The organism is Pseudovibrio sp. W74, from assembly GCF_001623085.1.
Lineage (GTDB): Bacteria > Pseudomonadota > Alphaproteobacteria > Rhizobiales > Stappiaceae > Pseudovibrio.
This window is the reverse complement of sequence record NZ_LMCJ01000057.1, coordinates 268,130-286,653: the sequence shown is the minus strand read 5'-3', so window position 1 is coordinate 286,653 and position 18,524 is coordinate 268,130. Positions and strand designations below refer to the sequence as shown.

The 18,524-nt window shown below is 50.6% G+C and carries 17 protein-coding genes; 11 read left to right on the top strand and 6 right to left on the bottom strand.

The features are described 5' to 3' along the window. Window positions 1-116: 116 nt before the first annotated feature. From PsW74_RS24260 to PsW74_RS24250, 3 genes are all read left to right on the top strand, one after another. Entirely contained in the window at window positions 117-788 is a 672-nt protein-coding gene (locus PsW74_RS24260; protein WP_063287118.1) for a TRAP transporter small permease, read from the top strand. Further along, window positions 785-2,152, top strand: coding sequence for a TRAP transporter large permease (locus PsW74_RS24255; RefSeq protein ID WP_063287119.1), 1,368 nt, complete (start codon window positions 785-787; stop codon window positions 2,150-2,152). Before PsW74_RS24260 ends, PsW74_RS24255 begins: the two co-directional genes overlap by 4 nt. 95 nt (window positions 2,153-2,247) lie before the next feature. After that, window positions 2,248-3,135 (top strand): GNAT family N-acetyltransferase, encoded by an 888-nt coding sequence (locus tag PsW74_RS24250; protein ID WP_063287424.1) that lies wholly within the window; start codon window positions 2,248-2,250, stop codon window positions 3,133-3,135. Between the two features lie 366 nt (window positions 3,136-3,501). Here the strand turns inward: PsW74_RS24250 and xseA are convergent, their stop codons facing one another. Continuing rightward, entirely contained in the window at window positions 3,502-5,037 is a 1,536-nt protein-coding gene (gene xseA / locus PsW74_RS24245) for an exodeoxyribonuclease VII large subunit (protein WP_063287120.1), read from the bottom strand. A gap of 196 nt (window positions 5,038-5,233) precedes the next feature. Here xseA and PsW74_RS24240 point away from each other — a divergent pair, with 196 nt between their 5' ends. The 4 genes from PsW74_RS24240 (at window position 5,234) to PsW74_RS24225 (ending at window position 10,094) form a co-directional block, all read left to right on the top strand. Next, complete coding sequence (locus PsW74_RS24240) at window positions 5,234-5,962, top strand: 16S rRNA (uracil(1498)-N(3))-methyltransferase (protein ID WP_082830698.1); 729 nt, start codon at window positions 5,234-5,236, stop codon at window positions 5,960-5,962. 23 nt (window positions 5,963-5,985) lie between these two features. Then, entirely contained in the window at window positions 5,986-7,821 is a 1,836-nt protein-coding gene (locus PsW74_RS24235; RefSeq protein WP_063287121.1) for an adenylate/guanylate cyclase domain-containing protein, read from the top strand. 146 nt (window positions 7,822-7,967) lie between these two features. Further along, window positions 7,968-8,786, top strand: coding sequence for a hypothetical protein (locus PsW74_RS24230; RefSeq protein ID WP_208988130.1), 819 nt, complete (start codon window positions 7,968-7,970; stop codon window positions 8,784-8,786). A 429-nt stretch (window positions 8,787-9,215) separates the two neighbouring features. Next, complete coding sequence (locus PsW74_RS24225; protein WP_063287123.1) at window positions 9,216-10,094, top strand: LysR family transcriptional regulator; 879 nt, start codon at window positions 9,216-9,218, stop codon at window positions 10,092-10,094. A 136-nt stretch (window positions 10,095-10,230) separates the two neighbouring features. On the opposite strand, the gene PsW74_RS24220 is transcribed toward PsW74_RS24225, so the two are convergent. Then, window positions 10,231-10,554: a DUF1127 domain-containing protein gene (locus PsW74_RS24220; protein WP_057463768.1), complete on the bottom strand. Its 324-nt coding sequence runs from the start codon at window positions 10,552-10,554 to the stop codon at window positions 10,231-10,233. Window positions 10,555-10,748: 194 nt separating this feature from the next. On the opposite strand from PsW74_RS24220, the gene PsW74_RS24215 reads away from it, so the two are divergent. Continuing rightward, the gene (locus PsW74_RS24215) at window positions 10,749-11,648 is read left to right on the top strand and encodes a LysR substrate-binding domain-containing protein (protein WP_057463767.1); all 900 of its coding nucleotides are present in this window, start codon (window positions 10,749-10,751) and stop codon (window positions 11,646-11,648) included. 50 nt (window positions 11,649-11,698) lie between these two features. On the opposite strand, the gene PsW74_RS24210 is transcribed toward PsW74_RS24215, so the two are convergent. From PsW74_RS24210 to PsW74_RS24200, 3 genes are all read right to left on the bottom strand, one after another. Next, window positions 11,699-12,637 carry an EamA family transporter gene (locus PsW74_RS24210; protein ID WP_063287124.1) on the bottom strand — a complete coding sequence of 313 codons (939 nt, stop codon included), beginning with the start codon at window positions 12,635-12,637 and terminating at the stop codon, window positions 11,699-11,701. 125 nt (window positions 12,638-12,762) lie between these two features. After that, window positions 12,763-13,386, bottom strand: coding sequence for a hypothetical protein (locus PsW74_RS24205; RefSeq protein WP_063287426.1), 624 nt, complete (start codon window positions 13,384-13,386; stop codon window positions 12,763-12,765). A gap of 85 nt (window positions 13,387-13,471) precedes the next feature. Further along, the gene (locus PsW74_RS24200) at window positions 13,472-14,656 is read right to left on the bottom strand and encodes a Na/Pi symporter (RefSeq protein ID WP_193757737.1); all 1,185 of its coding nucleotides are present in this window, start codon (window positions 14,654-14,656) and stop codon (window positions 13,472-13,474) included. A gap of 258 nt (window positions 14,657-14,914) precedes the next feature. Here PsW74_RS24200 and PsW74_RS24195 point away from each other — a divergent pair, with 258 nt between their 5' ends. The 3 genes from PsW74_RS24195 to PsW74_RS24185 all read left to right on the top strand — a co-directional run bounded on the left by PsW74_RS24195 (window position 14,915) and on the right by PsW74_RS24185 (window position 17,519). Continuing rightward, window positions 14,915-15,712, top strand: coding sequence for a transporter substrate-binding domain-containing protein (locus tag PsW74_RS24195; RefSeq protein ID WP_208980525.1), 798 nt, complete (start codon window positions 14,915-14,917; stop codon window positions 15,710-15,712). 173 nt (window positions 15,713-15,885) lie between these two features. After that, window positions 15,886-16,710, top strand: coding sequence for an amino acid ABC transporter permease (locus PsW74_RS24190; protein ID WP_063287126.1), 825 nt, complete (start codon window positions 15,886-15,888; stop codon window positions 16,708-16,710). 110 nt (window positions 16,711-16,820) lie between these two features. After that, on the top strand, window positions 16,821-17,519 hold the full coding sequence (locus tag PsW74_RS24185) for a type 1 glutamine amidotransferase (RefSeq protein ID WP_063287127.1): 699 nt from the start codon (window positions 16,821-16,823) through the stop codon (window positions 17,517-17,519). Window positions 17,520-17,620: 101 nt separating this feature from the next. Here the strand turns inward: PsW74_RS24185 and PsW74_RS24180 are convergent, their stop codons facing one another. After that, a complete protein-coding gene (locus PsW74_RS24180; protein ID WP_063287128.1) occupies window positions 17,621-18,523 on the bottom strand; it encodes an MBL fold metallo-hydrolase in 903 nt (300 codons plus the stop codon). Window position 18,524: the final 1 nt, after the last annotated feature.

Below are 18,524 nucleotides of genomic sequence, written 5' to 3'. Positions count from 1 at the left end.
TTGGTGCGCCTTTTTTAATCCGATGGGGCTGCTCATCGGAGGTTTATTTAAGAGCCTGCTCGAATGTACTCGCTCAGAGCAGGGCACAACATTTCTCTTAAAATCGGGCTGATAACATGTCCAAATCAAACGGCCCCTCATATCCTAAGTCGGATATGGCCTATCTCCGCTTTAACGGCGTGTTGGGGAAAATCGAAAACCTGTTCAACCTCATTGCAGCAACATCCATCCTCGTCTTGATGTTGCTGGCTGTCGTTCAGGTCGCTGGACGCAACTTGTTCAACCAGCCCGTACCCGGTTTTATTGATATTACAGAGCAAGCCATGGCCGTGTTTGCGTTCATGGGCATCGCTTATTGTCAGCGTGTTGGCGGCCATATCCGTATGGAGTTGGTAATCGGCATCTTCAGAGGTCGTACTCAGTGGATTGCAGAGTTCCTCGGTGTGCTGGCAATCCTCCTCGTTGTATCGGTGTTGATGTATGGCTCCTTCCTGCACTTTGATCGTGCATGGACCTTTGGGGACAGCACGATGGATATTTCCATCCCGACCTGGCCGTCCAAGTTTATTGTTCCACTTGCATTGTCTTTGTTGTGGCTTCGCCTGGTTCTTCAGCTGTTTGGCTACTCCCGCCTGATCATCAACCCGTCAGCCTCAGTTCTGGATTTGCCGCACGTGATGGATGCTGCTCAGCATGCAAAAGCTGAAATTGAGGAGACATTCCATTCCGCCGAAAACGGAGAAGAGGAGCCTGAAATGAGAACACTTGCCCATGGAGGTGTATCATGACCCCGTTTGATATCGGCCTCATCATGACCGGGATGCTCTTGCTCCTCGTCATCATTGGTGTTCGCGTTGCCTTTGCGGCAGCGTTCGTTGGCATTATGGGCATGGTCGCAATCTTTTCCATGCGCCTCGGGTTTGAACGCGGTGTCATGACCGCTGCAAAAATGGCTGGCACGATCCCGCATTCCAAATCTGTAACCTACGCACTGTCCGTTTTGCCCACCTTCATCCTGATCGGCTTTCTGGCCTATTACGCTGGCCTTACAAAGCAGCTGTTTGAAGCCTCAAAGCGCTGGCTTGGTTGGCTTCCAGGTGGCTTGGCAATCGGCACCGTTTTCGCCACAGCAGGTTTTGCAGCTGTATCAGGTGCATCGACAGCAACCTCTGCCGTGTTCGCCCGTGTCGCTATCCCGGAAATGTTGGAAGCAGGCTACTCCAAACGCCTTTCTGCCGCAGTGGTTGCGGCTGGTGGAACACTGGCCTCGCTTATCCCGCCAAGTGCGATCCTCGTGATCTACGCCATTTTGGTGGAAGAGAGCGTTGGTAAACTCCTCATGGCAGGTTTCTTGCCCGGTGTTGTTTCCGTTCTCATCTATGCAGCCATCATTTATGTCATCGCCGCATGGCAGGGCGGAGCACCTGCAATCTGTGGCTACAGCTGGAAAGAGCGCTTTGAATCTGTACCCGGCACGTTCCCTATCATTGGCGTGATCTTGATCATCTTCAGCAGCCTCTATTTCGGCTTTGCAACACCAACAGAAGCGGGTGCGTGTGGTGCATTTGTGGTGCTGCTGGCCGCGTTTTACAAAGGCATGCGTACCAAGCAGCTTTTCCTGGCCCTTCACGAGACAGCAAAGCTGACGGTGATGATCTTCACGCTCATCTGGGGCGTGCTCGTCTATGTCCGTTTCCTCGGCTTTGCAGGCCTTCCGGATGCATTCCGTGAGTTCATTGTTGCACTCGATTATCCACCAATGATGATCATTGTTTGCATTCTGCTTGGGTATGCTGTGCTTGGCATGTTCATGGATGCAATCGGTATGCTGGTTCTCACTCTTCCAGTGGTCTTCCCAGCGATCATGGCACTGAATGGTGGTCTCGATGTCAGCGCGGCAGAAAGCACACTCGGCATGTCCGGTGCAGCCTGTGCAATCTGGTTCGGCATCATCGTTGTGAAGATGGCCGAGCTCTGCCTGATTACACCGCCCATTGGCTTGAACTGTTTCGTGGTCTCCGGTGTGCGTCCAGACATCCCGGTTCAGGAAGTCTTCCGCGGTGCGACACCGTTCTTTGTAGCGGATGTGGTGACTGTAGCTGTCTTGGTGGCTTTCCCGGCAATCATAACTTTCCTGCCATCCTTGATGTAAAATGGCTGTTCAATTGAGATAATGGAAAACCCCGGTCAGTGGACCGGGGTTTTTTATTGCGCCATACTCTGTGGTTTCCAACAAAGAGCATTGCCATGAAAATCAAAAAATTATCCAATCAACATCAAGAGATAGTCTGGTCGTTCTTGATGAAGCACGTCTACAGCTCAATGTTTTTGCTCAACAACATCGAACAAACTGGCCTTGAATATACGGGCGAGCTCTATTCGGGAGAGTATTGGGGCGCTTACGATGAAGCTGACGAGTTAAAGGGTGTTTTGGCACAGTTCTGGAACGGTAACTTGATGTCTCAGGCACCTGACTTGAACGCTCTGGAAACTCTCAGTTCGCACTTCCGTGAAGTTGTAAATCGCCCGGTTGCCGGAATGGTTGGTGATGGTGAGCAAACCAGTTTTGTATTGAACAAACTGAACTTTCCCGCAAATGCCTACAATACCAACCGCAGCGAAGGCCTCTATCAACTGGCCTTGGAGGACCTGCAACTCTCTGAGAAAGCAACTAGCGATCAGTTCAGTCTGATCCCAACGTCAGAAGCTGATACGTCATTACTGTTCGATTGGCTAAAAGCGTATGAGCTGGAAGCCTTTGACGGTGAAGCCAGCGAAGAGCATGACAAACACATCACAAACCGCCTAGTGGAAATGCAAAAAAGCGGCAATGCATGGGTCTTGCTGGATAGAGAGCAACCTGTTGCACTGAGCGGATTTAATGCAACCCTCGCAGAAATCGTGCAAGTCGGCCCTGTCTGGACACCACCAGAACATCGCAACAATGGATATGCCAGAGCCGCCGTTGCACTCACACTGGATCTGGTGAAGAAACAAGGCGTAAAGAGATCGGTTCTGTTCACCGATAATCCAGCGGCAGCAAAAGCTTATGAGGCTATCGGTTTCAAGCAAAACGGAAGCTTCCATCTTGCCTTGCTTAAGGAGCCTGTTGAATTATCGAGTGTCTCCGCCTGATCTGCCTTTATCTCGCTTGGGCCACACATACCCCTTAGTCTCTCGGATAGTGATTTCTACCGAAGCTCGATAGCATCCAGAAACCCATCTCCTTTGCAAAGCTGCAGCGTGAGCCAGTCCACGCAATCGGAGAGATTAGGCACTCCGATCGTAGCAATGCCTGGTGAAGGAGGTGGTAGATGGATGAAGCTTGAACTTAAGTTCAAAATAGAAAAAGCACGGAACAGACTGGTACTCTGGTTCCGCGCAAATCTAAAATAAGCCATCGGGAAAGGGGCAGTAGCTCCCTTTCTCTTCCTCAATATAGTCCCGATCTCTTAATCACGCAATAATGAGGATATAGAGGGTATTCCTCCGTAAACACTTCTAAAACAAGCTGCCTTGCGCGTCTGGGTCAACCACATTTTTCTTCTTTCTCGGAGAAGGCTTAGCCTGCTTTGCTTTTGTCTGAGCCACATGCTCTTCCAAGTTCTTTGGAGGAGAAGTCGGCTCCGCAGTAGCCTCAACGACAGGTTTTGACACTTGCCTTACTGCTCGTGGCGGTGTTGGTGTTACACCACCTCCATCAGCTACAGCACCAACAGTACCACCCTTCATCTCCAGCTTCAGGGCTTGCCCCGCCTGAACATCCTGCGCGCTAGCCAGTGGAACACCAGCCTCATCACGCACCACCGCGTACCCGCGCTCGATCACCCGCTCATAACTTAGCGATCCTAAAAGTCCGGCAGAGTTGGTGAGACGTAAACGCTGTCGTTGTACCTGGTTAGAAAACGCTGCAACAGCTCGATCTTTCAGCACCTGAAGGCGTTCTCGTCCTTGCGCAACCTGACGCTCAAGCGTGATTGGGCGCAATCCGGAAGAAACTGCTGTCAGAGAGTTCCGGTGGATTTGCGTGTTCATCTTCAGGCCGTGCTCAAGACGACCCGCCACCATATCAAAGCGCTGGCGTGGAAGAGCGAGAAGGTCTCGTGGAGCAGGAAGTGCAGCACTTGCTGCCCGCAGTTCTGTCCGGCGTGTTTGGATCAAGCGCAACAGGCCCGTTGAGAGACGACGAGATAAATCGTCCACCTGGGCGGTCATCTCAGCCTTTACCGGAACTGCAAACTCAGCCGCACCAGTTGGTGTTGGTGCACGCACATCGGCGGCCAAATCAATCAGTGTCCAGTCTGTCTCGTGGCCAACAGCTGAAATCAGTGGGATTTGAGAGTCTGCTGCCGCACGAACCACAGCTTCATCATTAAAGCCCCAGAGGTCTTCAATCGAGCCACCACCACGCGCAACGATCAGAACATCAGGGCGTGGGATCGCTCCGTTTGCCTCAAGTGCGTTAAAACCGCGAATACCAGTAGCAACTTCGGAGCCGCAGCTCTCACCCTGTACGCGAACTGGCCAAACCAAAACATGCAAAGGAAAGCGGTCGCTGATGCGGTGCAGGATATCGCGAATAACCGCGCCTGTTGGAGACGTAACAACGCCAATCACGCGTGGCATACGTGGTAAGGCAACCTTGCGCTCTTCTGCAAACAAACCTTCTGCCGCCAGTTTGCGCTTGCGCTCCTCCAGCAGTGCCATCAACGCCCCGGCGCCGGCTGGTTCAAGGCTATCAATCACCATCTGGTATTTGGATTGCCCGGGAAAGGTGGTGATTTTACCCGTCGCAATGACTTCAAGACCTTGCTCTGGCTGCACCTTGAGCCGTGAAGCATTGCCACGCCAGATAATGCCGGAAAGCACGGACTTGTCGTCTTTCACATCCAGATAGATATGCCCTGAAGCTGGTTTGCTCACACGACCCAGCTCGCCCCGCACACGGATATAACCAAACTTGTCCTCAAGCTCGCGTTTGATATCACCGGAAATCTCGGAGACGGTATATTCAGCAATGTTGGAGCGTTCAGACAATGTCAGACTTCTTTCATATGCGGCAAAAAGTAAACCATTCTCTCTTAGTGTAGCCCGTGACAATTGCAAAGGGGAACCGTGAGAAGCGCTTCCACCTGTTGAGACATTGAGTTCTCACCAGCAAATCTTTAAGCGCAAAGTGGTATCTGCCGTGTGCTTGGCATATGGTGCCCCCATGTCCCGCTATGAGTTTCGCATGCAACGTTTATTTGTCGATCAAAATCTCCGCGCAGGCCTTCAATTGGAGGCAGACCGCGCACAGGCCAACTACCTTCTGAATGTCCTTCGTATGAAGGAGGGAGGCGACGTGCTCGTCTTCAACGGCAAGCATGGAGAGTGGCGGGCCCAGATACTGCCGACGGGGCGTAAGTCCTGTCAGCTGATTGTGACTGAGCAGCTGCGTGAGCAGACACCGATGCCAGACTTGGACTATCTGTTTGCACCGCTGAAACTGGCGCGTCTGGATTATATGGTTCAAAAGGCCGTGGAGATGGGAGCAGGGCGCTTACGCCCGGTGCTCACCCAGTTCACCCAAAACCCAAAGGTGAAGCTGGAGCGCATGGAATCCAATGCGCTTGAAGCCTGTGAACAGTGCGGCGTGCTTTCAATCCCCTCCGTATTGGAGCCGCAGCAACTTAAGAAACTTCTTTCTGCGTGGGGGCAAGAAGAAGGTGATCGTCAGATTATCTTCTGTGACGAAGGCCATGGGACGCACAATCCGTTGGATGTACTGAAAGATGTTCCTAAAGGACCTCTGGCCGTATTAATCGGCCCGGAAGGCGGTTTCTCTGAGGAAGAGCGTGCGCTTTTGCATAGCAAACCATTTGTACATGCTATCCCGCTCGGCCCACGGATTTTAAGAGCAGACACAGCTGCCGTCGCGGCTTTGGCCGTTGTTCAGGCAAAATTGGGAGATTGGTTCTAAGGTACCTCCAAATGGAGGCCTGAATGGACCTGAACAACAAGACTGCTGACGCTGAAAAGCAGCCCCAAAAAGAGAGCTCAAAAAAGAAAGATCGCAAAAGATGGCGCCTGTCCATCTCCGCCGTCTTCAGCATTGGTGCGGCGATGCTGCTGGCCTTAATTGGCGGTTCCATGCTCCTTTATGTATCTGATGCCACAAACCGTCAGACAACCGTCATTATGCGCGAAACCGGGGCTCTCATTGTCGAACGTGGTCTTGAGGTTGTTGAAGATTTCTTCCGCAATGAAGAACGGATGGGGCTGTTGGCGGCTGAAGTCCTGTCAGATCCACTAATCTACAATGCGCCTGTCGCTTTGCGTGAGCAGTTGATTTCCATCCTATCACGCCAGACCAATATCAAGCGGATTTCCTACACCTTCCCGACTGGGCGACGGATCTCGGTTCAGTTAGATCATGCGAGCCAGCCGGTTCAGCAGATGGTGGTCATGCCTCCTAATGAACAGGATATGGAAGTCGGTAATCATCGCTGGGCTCCTCCGTATTACGATGAGGGCATAGGCGAAACGTTTATGCAGTTTGCCGTCTACATCAGAAATCCGGTCGACAATACAATCTCTAAACTCACGTTGGATTATCCAATATCTCTACTCGGTCAACTGATGGCTCGCATCAAGTGGCGGGCTTCCCAGATTCCGTTTATCCTTTATGGGCGAGATCAAGTTCTGGCGAGCTCAGAGCAAGCGTTTCTGAGCTTCAAGCCGAGTAAGGCAAAGCCGATCCCATTAATCTCAGATCTGCAGGACACACCTCTGAGCAATATCTGGTCTGAAAATGCCAATCGCAGGTCTCTCAATACCAATTATAAAGCCCACATCGACACAACCACACATGGCACCTATCTGTATCTTTATGACGATTTGAGAAACGGAAATCGCTTCCCCATCATCATCGGTAGCTATGTATTAGCGTCTGAGTTCAGTGTTCCCTTCGAGAACCTGCACAAAATCTTTGTTGCAGCCACGGCTTTTCTGGCTGTCGGTGTGCTTCTTATGTTTTTGATTGGCCGGAGACTTGCAGGACCGTTTGTGGCTCTCGGAACCCAAGCAAATGCTATCCGTAAACTTAATATGGAAGGGCTGAGTGCACTGCCAAGGTCGCGGCTTAAAGAGGTTGACCAAGCCAACCAGGCCTTCAACTCTGCAGGCGTGGCTCTGAGCGCATTCTCCAGATATGTGCCTAAGGACCTTGTCAGAGTGTTGCTGGAACGAGAATTTGAAGGTCTCAACAGCACGGAGCTTCGCGAGATGACAATCTTGTTCTCTGATATCGCTGGGTTCACTGGTGTTGCCTCTAAGCTGACAGCAGAAGAGACCACGTCCTTACTCAACACGCACTTCCAGGAGCTTGCCGATTGCATAAGCCACACCCATGGAACCATCGACAAATACATTGGTGATGGTTGTATGGCGTTTTGGGGAGCTCCGGAAACCATGGAAAACCACGCGCAAGCAGCTATTGATGCAGTACATCTCATTGCGCAAAGGCTGGAGACAGAGCTTAAAAACGAGGAGGGCGCGACTGAAAAGCCACGATTGCGTATAGGAGTTCACACAGGAACCGTTGTTGTCGGCAACATCGGTGCTATTGAGCGGATGAACTATACTGTCGTTGGAGATGCAGTGAATGTGGCTGCACGTCTACAGGAGCTTGGCAAAACGGTGGATCCTGATGCCAGAGTGATTGCCCTTGCCAGCAACGCGACGGTGGACCATCTCAGGGATAAATCTCATACGAAACATTTGGGAGATTATCAGTTGCGTGGCCGTGAGGAGGCCGTTGATGTCTACCGGATTGTTTAGAGCGGGCATCACTATTGAACCCAATTCAATCAAATTTCGTCTCTTAGACATAATATTTGCAGAATACTACATCCAAAATTAGGGAACTGACGTTACGTCTGATGAGTGATTAAATAGCCGTGAGAAGCTTACGAGGGGAAAACCTCATGTTACGACATCCCAATAACAATATGTTTTCCCTTATGGAAATGCTCAGCCAAAACTATGCAAAAGCCTATAAGGACTACTGTGAGACCAGCCACGGTTTTATGCCCTTCATGCAGAAAGAGGAAACGCCCTCTGGAAAGTCGGGTGCAAAATCTGCAGGTGTTCCTGAGTTCCCATACATGAATTGGGCTGATCCGTCTAAATGGCAAGGGATGACCGGATTGCCACAGCAGGCTATGCTCTCTCAAGTCATGAGCATGTTCAGTGGCGATAAAAACATCAGTGCAGCTATGCAGCGTCACCTCAGTCGCAAAGATGCCATGAATGTTGAAAGCTGGATGGAGCTAATGCCCATTTTACTGATGCTTTCCTATGGCAACATGATGAAGAATTATCTGGCAGGACCTCAGCGCACTATGATGGAGGCCTACTTGCAAGGCTTCGCAAAAGGATGCCCAGAGTTACATCAGGACACGGATGCTGCGCGTAACCCAATCTTGGATGCGCGGGAAGCTTTCTGGTCGCAGATGATGCCATTAGAAAATCCGATGCTTGAATTCTGGACAAATGCTCTGCAAGGCACAAGTTCAGCTTCTGATGAGCACAATGAGTCACCAAAAGAATCTACAACGCAAAACAGGCGAACCAAGAAGCCATCGTCTCCGGGGAACGGATCAGGCCGTAAGGCGCATCAATCCACTGCGAAGGAATCGGGTGTGCCATCCTTGTCTGGAGGTTTGGCAGCAATGCAACAAGCTCAGGGTGAGGCTTGGCGGCAATATTGCGACGTTTTTTGGCCAACTCGATCTCATAGGTAACAATATTTCACATATATCTGAGGATAACTTTTTGTGATGAAGATCACTAATTGAGGAAGTTGTTTACTGCAATTTCCTCCGTTTCCGTTCAGACCGAGAGTTCAGAACTAGCCTGATCGTCCAAGCTAATACAAACCAACATGAATTAATCTAGCATAACTCTCTATCTCAGAGAGAATTACTAGGTGTTTTTTATATCGTAACTCCAAGTTGATTGATCTCTTTCGGATTTTATTTTGACTATTGGATTCTTTCGAGAGTCTAACCCAGAATAAGAGTAAGTTTGATTATATGAAATATTGTGATGAGTCGTCTTAAGCTCCCTAAAAGAGGGAAACGACTGCGATAATAAAGTATTATATTCCAACTCTCGGTTTTCTTTCCACCAGTTTGCTGTATATTCATATCAAATTGTTATGGATTGGGGACATGACAGCACTATTAGACTTAGATTCTCTGCGAACTCTGGTAATGATTGCGGATACTGGGAGCTTCACAAGAGCAGCAGAAGAACTTGATAAAACGCAATCAGCGATTTCCATGCAAATGCGTCGTATGGAAGATAAGCTTGAGCGCACGGTCTTCCGGAGAGAAGGGCGGCACTCGAAACTGACAGAGGATGGTGAGCTACTGTTGCGCCATGCCCGTCAGATGCTGCGTTTGAATGACGAGACATTAGCTATGTTCTCGGAACGCGAAGTGACCGGTAAGGTTCGTCTTGGTCTTGCGGAAGGCATTGACGAAACCAGAACCGCAAAGATTATCTTCGAGTTCTCTAAGAACAATCCAAAAGCTGAAGCATCCATCGTCTGCGCACCGGCAGCAGATCTTCGTAAGGCTTTGGGAGAAGGCAAACTGGATCTTGCCATCATCGGCAGCCTAGCAGATGAAGCCGAAGCTGGGGAGGGGAGTGTTCTTTCTAGCGAGCGTCTCGTTTGGGCAGCTGGCAGCAATTTTAAACTTGCTAGTGAAAGAGAATTGCCACTGGCTGTTGGCTTGGAACAATGCCGCATCCGAAAAGCTGCTGTTGAAGCGCTTGAGGATGATGAACGCGCATTCCGTATCCAATACAGTTCAAGCAATCCAGGTCTTGTTGAGATGACAGCAGCAAGCGGTATGGCAATCACAATTCAGCCGCGCTCATCTCTTGTAGCATCGGATGCTGGGCTGCTGGAACTTGAAGGCCTGCCGCAGCTACCAAACTACGTGGTCAAGCTGGTTCGCGGTAAGGAAAGCCATTTCAAAGCAGCAAATGCTTTGAGTGATTATCTGGCGAAGTCCTTTGAGAAAACAGCAGCCTCTGCCTGAGTGGCTTGCAAAGAATAAGTCCGAGTTATCGGAAAAGAAAAAGGGCCTGCGCAATGCAGGCCCTTTTCATATGTGGGTGATGAATTTTTGGCGGTTCAATTAGGGGTAGAGCCGCCAATTGAGGCTCCCACAAAAATTATGCGCGCTGGCGGCGCTTTTCCATTTCGGCGCAGCGGCGTTCGCTGGCGCGAATACGTAGATGCCAGCTTGGGTCTTTGCCATCGCCAGCAGAAAGCGCGCTGAAAACGTCATCACGAGTAATGCCGATGTCGTCCAGCATACGGTCTTCCAAGCGTGCAAGCTCAACCATTGCGCGACGATCCTGATAGTGTTTCCAGAGCTTTAGAGGCAAAGCTGTCAGCAGGTGCAACGTGTGAGCCAGCGTCAGTGGTTCAAAGGTGCCTGCATTAGCGCGATTTGGGTTGCGATATTCAGAAGGGGTAGGGAATGCAAGCGTCATGGTATCACTCTCCCGTTTGGATAGGCTGCTCTGGCCATCCATTGGAACTGGTATAGGGGGTTAAAAAAAGAGGGAACGGTGTCGTTCGATGCGTCAAATATCACCGAAAAGTTGTAGACAAACAAGAGAATGTTTTCGATTGAAATCCATTCAAGATCGTGATTGATTGATCATCGTTAAATGGGAGGGAGCCCATGCCTTATTCGATCGATGTTGATCAATTGAGAACATTTCTGGCCGTCGCAGAATTGGGAAGTTTTACCAAGGCTGGCGATGCCGTACATAAAACTCAGTCCGCTGTTTCCATGCAAATGAAGAAGCTTGAGGAGCGTATCGGACAACCAATATTTGTGAAAGACGGACGTAACTCTAGGATAACAGAACACGGAAGACGTCTTGTCGAATATGCGCGGCGCATGGTTGCTTTAAATGATGAAACGCTCTCTGCGTTTCATGAACCTGAGATCGCCGGACGAATCCGACTCGGGCTGCCAGATGACTACGCAGAACGACTGTTGCCACAAGTACTTGCAGCATTTAATCGGCTGAACCCTTGCATCAATTTGGATGTGGAATGTTCCAGCTCTAACGAAATTGGGCGACGAATCCAAAAGGGTGATCTGGACGTGGGAATTGTCACCAGCGGTGACTGTACCAGTGTACCAGGACAGATTGTGCGCCGTGAGCCTCTTCAATGGATTGGCTCTCGTGAGCATATCGTCCATGACCAGCGCCCATTGCGCCTTGCGGTTGGTCCAACAACTTGCTCATGGAGACAGGCAGGCGTTGCCGCGCTTGATCATCTGAACGTTCAGCATCAGGTGGTTTATACCAGCGCCAGCGCCGCAGCTCTTGCTGGTGCCGTGAATGCCGGACTGGCCATCGCAATCCTGCCAGCCAGTGCGTTGCGTCAGGGACAGCGTATTCTTGGAGAAAAAGAAGGCCTGCCACCACTGCCACCTTGCGACATCACCATCATCAGATCTCAAATGGCAATTGAGCCGGTTCATGATGCGCTTTGCCATCACATCGTGGCGTCCATTGGTAACGTCACGATGGAGTATAACGGAATGGAAACAGAAGCCGCTGAATAAGCGACTTCTCTACTGAAGTGCTTTAAGTCCGGTGGTTCAACACCCCGGGCTTATTTTTTGGCAGAACGGCTGAGCACGATCCAGTTGCCACCCAGCGCAAACATCAGGCCAAGAATGGATGTTGCAGTCCAGGTGTAACCTTCCATCGCAGTGGAAACGCCAAGCGCTACAATCGGGAACATCACTGTCGCATAGCCTGCGCGTGCAGAGCCGATCCGGCCAAGCAATGTCAGATAAGCTCCAAAGGCAACGATGGAGCCGATGACCACCATATAAAGGAAACTCCAGATAAACTCCGGCGTAAACGGAACCTCAAAGCTGGCACCTTGTAGCAGGCCGTTCACACCAAGAAGGACAGCGCCGTACACCATACCCCATGCACTGGCTGAGATAACCGAGATCTTTTTGGCAGTCGCACGTGCAGAAACGATGTTGCCAAAACAGAAGCTTAAGGTCCCCAAAGCACATAGACCAAGCCCGCCCAACGCTGCGATATTCCAGGTACTGCCTGCAATCTCTTGATAAAACATCAGACAGATACCAGAGAAACCAAGAACAGCACCAACCACAAGCGCACGGCTTACTTTTTGCTTAAATAAAACGAAGCCAAGGACGATGTTGAACACGGATGCAAGCGAAAACACCACCGACAGCAAACCTGATGGCAGCTCTCGTGAGCCATGATAAAACAAAAGGAAGTTGGTTGAAAACAGCAGCAGACCAAGCCCCGCAAAGCTCAGATGAGCCCGCAGCGGAAAGGCCATCTTATGACCGCCAAAAATGGCCCAGCCCCACATTAGGATTGTCGCAAACAGAAACCGCCAGAAAAGTGCAATCTCAGGGGTAATGACCGCCTGCAACTTCAAGGCGTACCAGCTGAAGCCCCACGCAAATACGGTTGTGCCATAAAGGGCGAGATCGAACATACTAAGTGCTTGAGGCTTTCGAGAAATAGCAATGCCTGCATCAACGTCGCTAGCACTTGTCATGAAATATTCCTGCCAATTCAAAGTGTTCCAAGCAACTTCCTGCATGAAATCGCGAGATGAAACAAATGAATAAACGTCATCTATTCATTTGGAAAACGAATGATTTAGAGGTCTATAGGTCAGTATTAGAGATTAAAGATGCCCCATTTGGGGCTGTAGCCATCTCTCAGGATCGCAATGATCTGTGGCGGCGTAATAAGAGTAACATCCTCGGGCAACTCCCGGTCAGCCGCCGTGTATCCCTCAAAACTCCAGCTCCACCATTTACGGTTCCTCAGAGCATAAAACTTGTCGCCACAATGAACCACAGCACCTTCCGGCCAATTCTCGTGCGGATTGATCTGCGGAAGGGAAGCCGGTGATTTCTTGTGGCCGCACCGTTGGGAATGCAAAACCAGATCCATTTCGTCAGAGCTTGGGGGCACCTCTAATCCTTCGCAGCATTTCCAATGCTCAGCAAAACGACGTGCATCCTCCTTGCGGCAGAAGAAACAAGGACGATGGCCCGCGGCCAGCGCGGTCACCTCGTCAAAGAAGAAGAGTTCCGTATAAAACTTGCCCCAGACATCACGGTGCCAGTCTTTATAGGTCGTAGAGCAACACAGCCACCTGCGAGAGGCATGCGTTCGGCCAGTCAGCTTCTGCGTCTCTGGATCATGAATACGGCCACCACGATTGCCCATGAACATGCCACGGGCAGGGACAGCACACAGCTCACCATTGGGAGCAACACGGTTTTGCAAAGGCATAACAACAAGCTCATGTAAATAGAGAGCAGCTTTTGGCACACGAAAGAGCACAGCGCTGCAATAAGGAAAGATGACTGGAGCTAGGTTATCTGCTCAGTAGGAAGATGCCAAGAGCGGGGATCAAAAAGAAAATACCGACCACATAACTGGCGGCAACTACAAACCGACGGGCACCCAAGTCACCAACAAACTCGGCAAGGCGTACAGGTAAATAGCGCGTGAATGGCAAACTGTAGATCAACACAACACCCAGTACGTTATAGACCAGATGAACAATCGCGATCTCAAACGCCAGCTCTCGCTGCCCAGTCACAGCAAATGCAGCCAGAATTGCTGTTAAACAAGTGCCAATATTTGCGCCAAGTGTGAACGGATAAACCTGCTTTGTTGTCAGAACACCAGAACCCGCCAGCGGTACAATAAGGCTGGTAGTTGCTGAAGATGACTGCAGCAGCAAGGTCGCAATTAACCCTGTGAAAATGCCGGAGGACGGAGCGACAGACGTCATCGTCTCAGCCAGACGACGTGCATGTCCGGCAAGCAATAGCTTGAGCAGTTGGCTCACAAACGTGATGCTGATAACAATCATCACAAAACCAATTGCCGCAATCACGAGGCCGTTCCACGGTTGCGCCAGCCCATAGGCTAGCTCACGGATTTCTCCAATGACGGGCTCGGTTAAGTAATTGACGAAGTTGAAGTTTGCGGTGATCAGATTGTCGGCAGGATCGAGCGCCGTAAAGAAATCACCAACAGCCATAGCGATCTTCTGCAAAAAGCCAAAGGCCAACTCCAGCGGTAGAAAGATCAGCAGGCAAATCAGGTTGAACGCATCGTGAACTGTCGCCGCACTAAAGGCGCGCCGGAAATCTGCACGGTCCCGCGCATAACCAAGGCTCACGAATGTGTTGGTGAGTGTCGTTCCAAAGTTGGCGCCAATCACAATAGGAATGGCAATGGAGATTGGCATCCCTGCCGCAACCAAGCCAACCACAATGGACGTGGTGACAGAAGAACTCTGCACTAAAGATGTGGTGAGAACGCCAACCAGCACGCCTGCAATTGGATTGGTGGCATAGGAAAAAATCTGCTCGGCTGTCTGATGACCAATAGCAACAAAGCCCGCTTCAATGAGGCCAACAGCACAAAGAAGAAAATAGATCAGGAATCCAACAGAGATCCAGTTGAGCAAACTTATGCCCAGTGGCATGTGATGCTCATCCTCAAGATAGGGCTCGTCGTTGTTCAGGGGATCTTTTTGCACCGACATATCCGTCTATAAAAGTTCACCACGACATTTAGCCGTATCTTCTAACACCAGTAGCACAACCTAGGAAATCACCAAGGCTTTCGTTGACCGCCTCTGCATTTGCAGGGTAAATACTCAAGCTAACTACGGTATTTTACAGGTCAATCACCTGCATCCTATTGCTCACTGATCGGCTAACTGTCAACATCTGCCGGGTGTGATTCTGCCAGATTTTTCTACGTGGTGGCCAAATTTTCCTTGGAGGGGACATACCCGATGATGAAGAAATTTAAACTAGCATTAGCAACTCTTGCTCTTTCTGTCGGTTTCGGAGCAGCTGCTTCCGCAACGGATCTGCCAGATCTGAAGGGCCGCACCGTTGTTGCCGTAACCGAAAATGCATACACACCTTTGAACTTTGCCGACCCCAAGACCGGTGAAGGCATCGGTTGGGAATATGACGCGTTCAATGAAATTGCGAAACGCCTCAACATGAAGGTCGACTGGCGCCTGGCCTCATGGGACAGCATGATTGAAGCTGTTCGTCAGGGCCAGTTTGATGTGGGCATGGATGGTATCACCATAAACGAAGAGCGTGAAAAGCAGATCGACTTCACCGATCCTTACATGACCTCCGAGATGTTCATGTTGGTGCGGGCGAATGAAGACCGCTTCGACAACTCAAAAGCTTTTGCTGACGATCCGGGCTTGTTGGTTGGCGCGCAGCCGGGCACCACAAACTTCTACACCGCTGTTTATGCTGTGTTGGATGGCGATGAAAACAACAAGCGCATCCAACTGTTCGAAACCTTTGGTGCTTCTGTTCAGGCATTGCGTGCTGATGATGTCGACATGGTGCTGATGGATGCAACTGCAGCAGCAGGCTACATGGGAGCATCACCAGACAGCTTTAAAGTTGTTGGCGGTCCAATCGGCTCTGAAGATTTCGGCTTCATTCTGACACCAGGTTCTGATCTGCGCGAGCCGATCAACGCAGCACTTAACTCCATGCGCGAAGATGGCACCATGGATGCTCTGAACCAAAAATGGTTCTTCGACTATAAGTCCAAGAATTAACAGTAACCTGGTTGATTTTGGCGGGTACTTGCGACCCGCCATTTTATGTCTGGGTATTGCAGGAGCGTCGAAACCGATTTTCGCACGCAAATACACCCAACAATCTGCTTCTGGTATGACTACGGATTTCCGCATCTCTTCAGGAAATTCAAACGAGATTTAAAGGAAACGCGATGGGCATGCGTTCTGCCACAAGATCCCGGTTGAACAAGCTTCCATGGTGGTTGCTCGCATCATTTGTTCTCGCAGTTTTCTTTCTCTGGCTCATCGCCGCCAACGGTGATTATCGCCAGATCTTTGAGACCCTTCTCAGAGGTGTCGGCATTACCCTGTTTGTCACCTTTGTCTCTTTCATCATCGCCAGCATTGTAGGACTCGCCATCGCATTAGGGCGAGGGTCTAAACACCGCGCTATCCGTGAGTTGTGTTCGTTCTATACCGAGATTATGCGCGGCGTACCAATGCTGGTGCTGCTCTTCTACATTGCCTTTGTCGGTGCCCCACAAATGGTTGCAGCTTACAACTGGCTCATGGGGCCGCTGATTGAATGGGAGATCGTCGACAAGCTGCGGGTGCGCGATCTTTCCATGCTTTGGCGTGCGATCATTGCGCTGTCCATCGGCTACTCTGCCTTCATTGCGGAGATTTTTCGTGCAGGTATTGAGAGCGTGGATGACGGTCAGTTGGAAGCAGGCCGGGCACTTGGCCTTTCCAGATGGCATACGTTCCGCTTCATCATCTGGCCGCAAGCACTCAAGAACATCCTGCCGCCACTTGGAAATGACTTCATCGCACTCATAAAGGAAAGTGCGCTGGTCTCCGTGCTTGGTGTGCAAGACATCACTCAGCTTGGCAAAATCTATTCTGCCTCCACATTTCAGTTCTTTGAAACTTACAATGTGGTTGCGTATCTCTACCTCATCATGACAGTCTCGCTGTCTCTGGTCGTTCGCGGTTTGGAACAACGCATGAAGCGAGCCTTTGAAAACGAAGCTTAGAGCCTGTCCCTAAAAAGCCCACAGAGGTTTTAGGTCGGGTTTCTACCAAACAATGATAAATGCAGCATGCCCAATAAAGAAGGCACAGCTGCTTATGACAGGAAGTTGGAATGACCGTTCTCGTTATTGAAAACTGCGAAAACGTAACGCTTGGCCTGCTGGGACAGGCACTGGATGAAGCGAAAATGCCGATCGATCTGCGTGTCATGGCAGAAAGTGATCCTCTGCCATCAGACATCTCCAAGTTCAGCGGGCTGGTTGTTCTGGGCGGTTTGCAACATGCCAGAGCAGATGAGGAGTTCCCATTCCTGAAAGGCGTTTGCGACACGATCCTTGCATTTCACGAAGCTGATAAGCCGGTGATGGGCATCTGCCTCGGAAGTCAGTTGATCGCACGCACATTCGGCGGCGAGAATATTTTGGGCAATCCGGTGGAAGCTGGCTGGCTACCACTGCAAGTCTCAGAGCAAGGCAAACAAGATCCGGTCATCTCCGCCTTCGAGGAAGACGACCACATCTTCATTCTGCACACGGATACTTATACTCTGCCAAAAGACGCCGTACATCTGGCATCCAGCGAGATGACACCCAACCAGGCCTTCAAAATGGGCCGCGCTACATACGCCATCCAGTTCCATTTTGAGTGTTCTGTCGATCAGGTGAACCATTGGAACGGCTGCTTCCATGGCCCAATCAATGAACTGGTGCCGCACTGGAACGAAATTCTGGAAGAGCAAGGACCAAAATTCGGCCCAAGAGCCGACGCGTTGGGACTGGAAATCTCCCGCCGCTGGATTGCTCTGCTGTAAGAAAGGCGAGTAGCAAGAAATGTGCTTGTGCCTCAGTAGCTCAATTAGAAGCAACGACAGGGAAGCCCCCGCAGAAAACTGCGAGGGCTTGAAGCCTTCGATTATTCAGCAGGCCATTTCATCTCGCCCATCACCACCTTGGCTCCAAGAGCAAGGTCACTGGTTCTGCGCTCTTCCAGTGCTGGAAACTCTGTCTTCATGAGCGTCACCAGTTCATCAGAGTTTTTTGCAAGAGCGGCATTTTTCTCAACCGCAGCCACATAGGCCTTGGTAAAGGCGATAGAACCCACCGTCTGGCTGTTGGTGTTACCAAGAAAATGCCCAGGGATCACACGTTTCGGGTTCAGAGCAAGAAGATCATCAAGGCTCTTTTGCCAGTCCTCACGCTTTTCTGAGGTCGGATTATCAGCCTGCCATATATGAGAGTTGTCATAGACCAGCACGCCGCCAACCACAGTACGCTCTGAAGGAACCCAAAGACTGGTGTGGGATGGGTCGTGTCCATCAAGACCAACAATCTCAACTGGAGTTCCATCCACCTCAAAGCTGTTGCCATCAATGACCTCAGGAACGATCAACTCCTGTGGTGCATCATCTTTCAGGATCGGTCCCCAATAAGCAAACTTGCCCTCAATGGTGGCTTTGATCTTCTCTACCGTCGGCTGCGTGGCAACGATCTTCGCATCAGGAAAGGCCGCATGAAGCGCATCCAGACCGAAATAGTAATCAGGATCACCGTGACTGATGTAAATCGATGTCAGCGTCTTGCCACTTTCCTTAATGATTGAAATTAAGTTCCGGGCATCGCGGCGCTGAAACTGGGCATCCACCAAAACAGCTTCCTTTGGGCCTTCAATCAACACCGAGGTAACTGGGAACAAACCCTCATCACTCGGATTGTAGACCTCAAAGGTGAGGGCAGCAGTATCCTGAGCATAGGTAGCAACAGGCGCAAGAGTAGCGGTTGCTGCAAGGCTTGCAGCAAGAGCAAAAGACTTTATCATT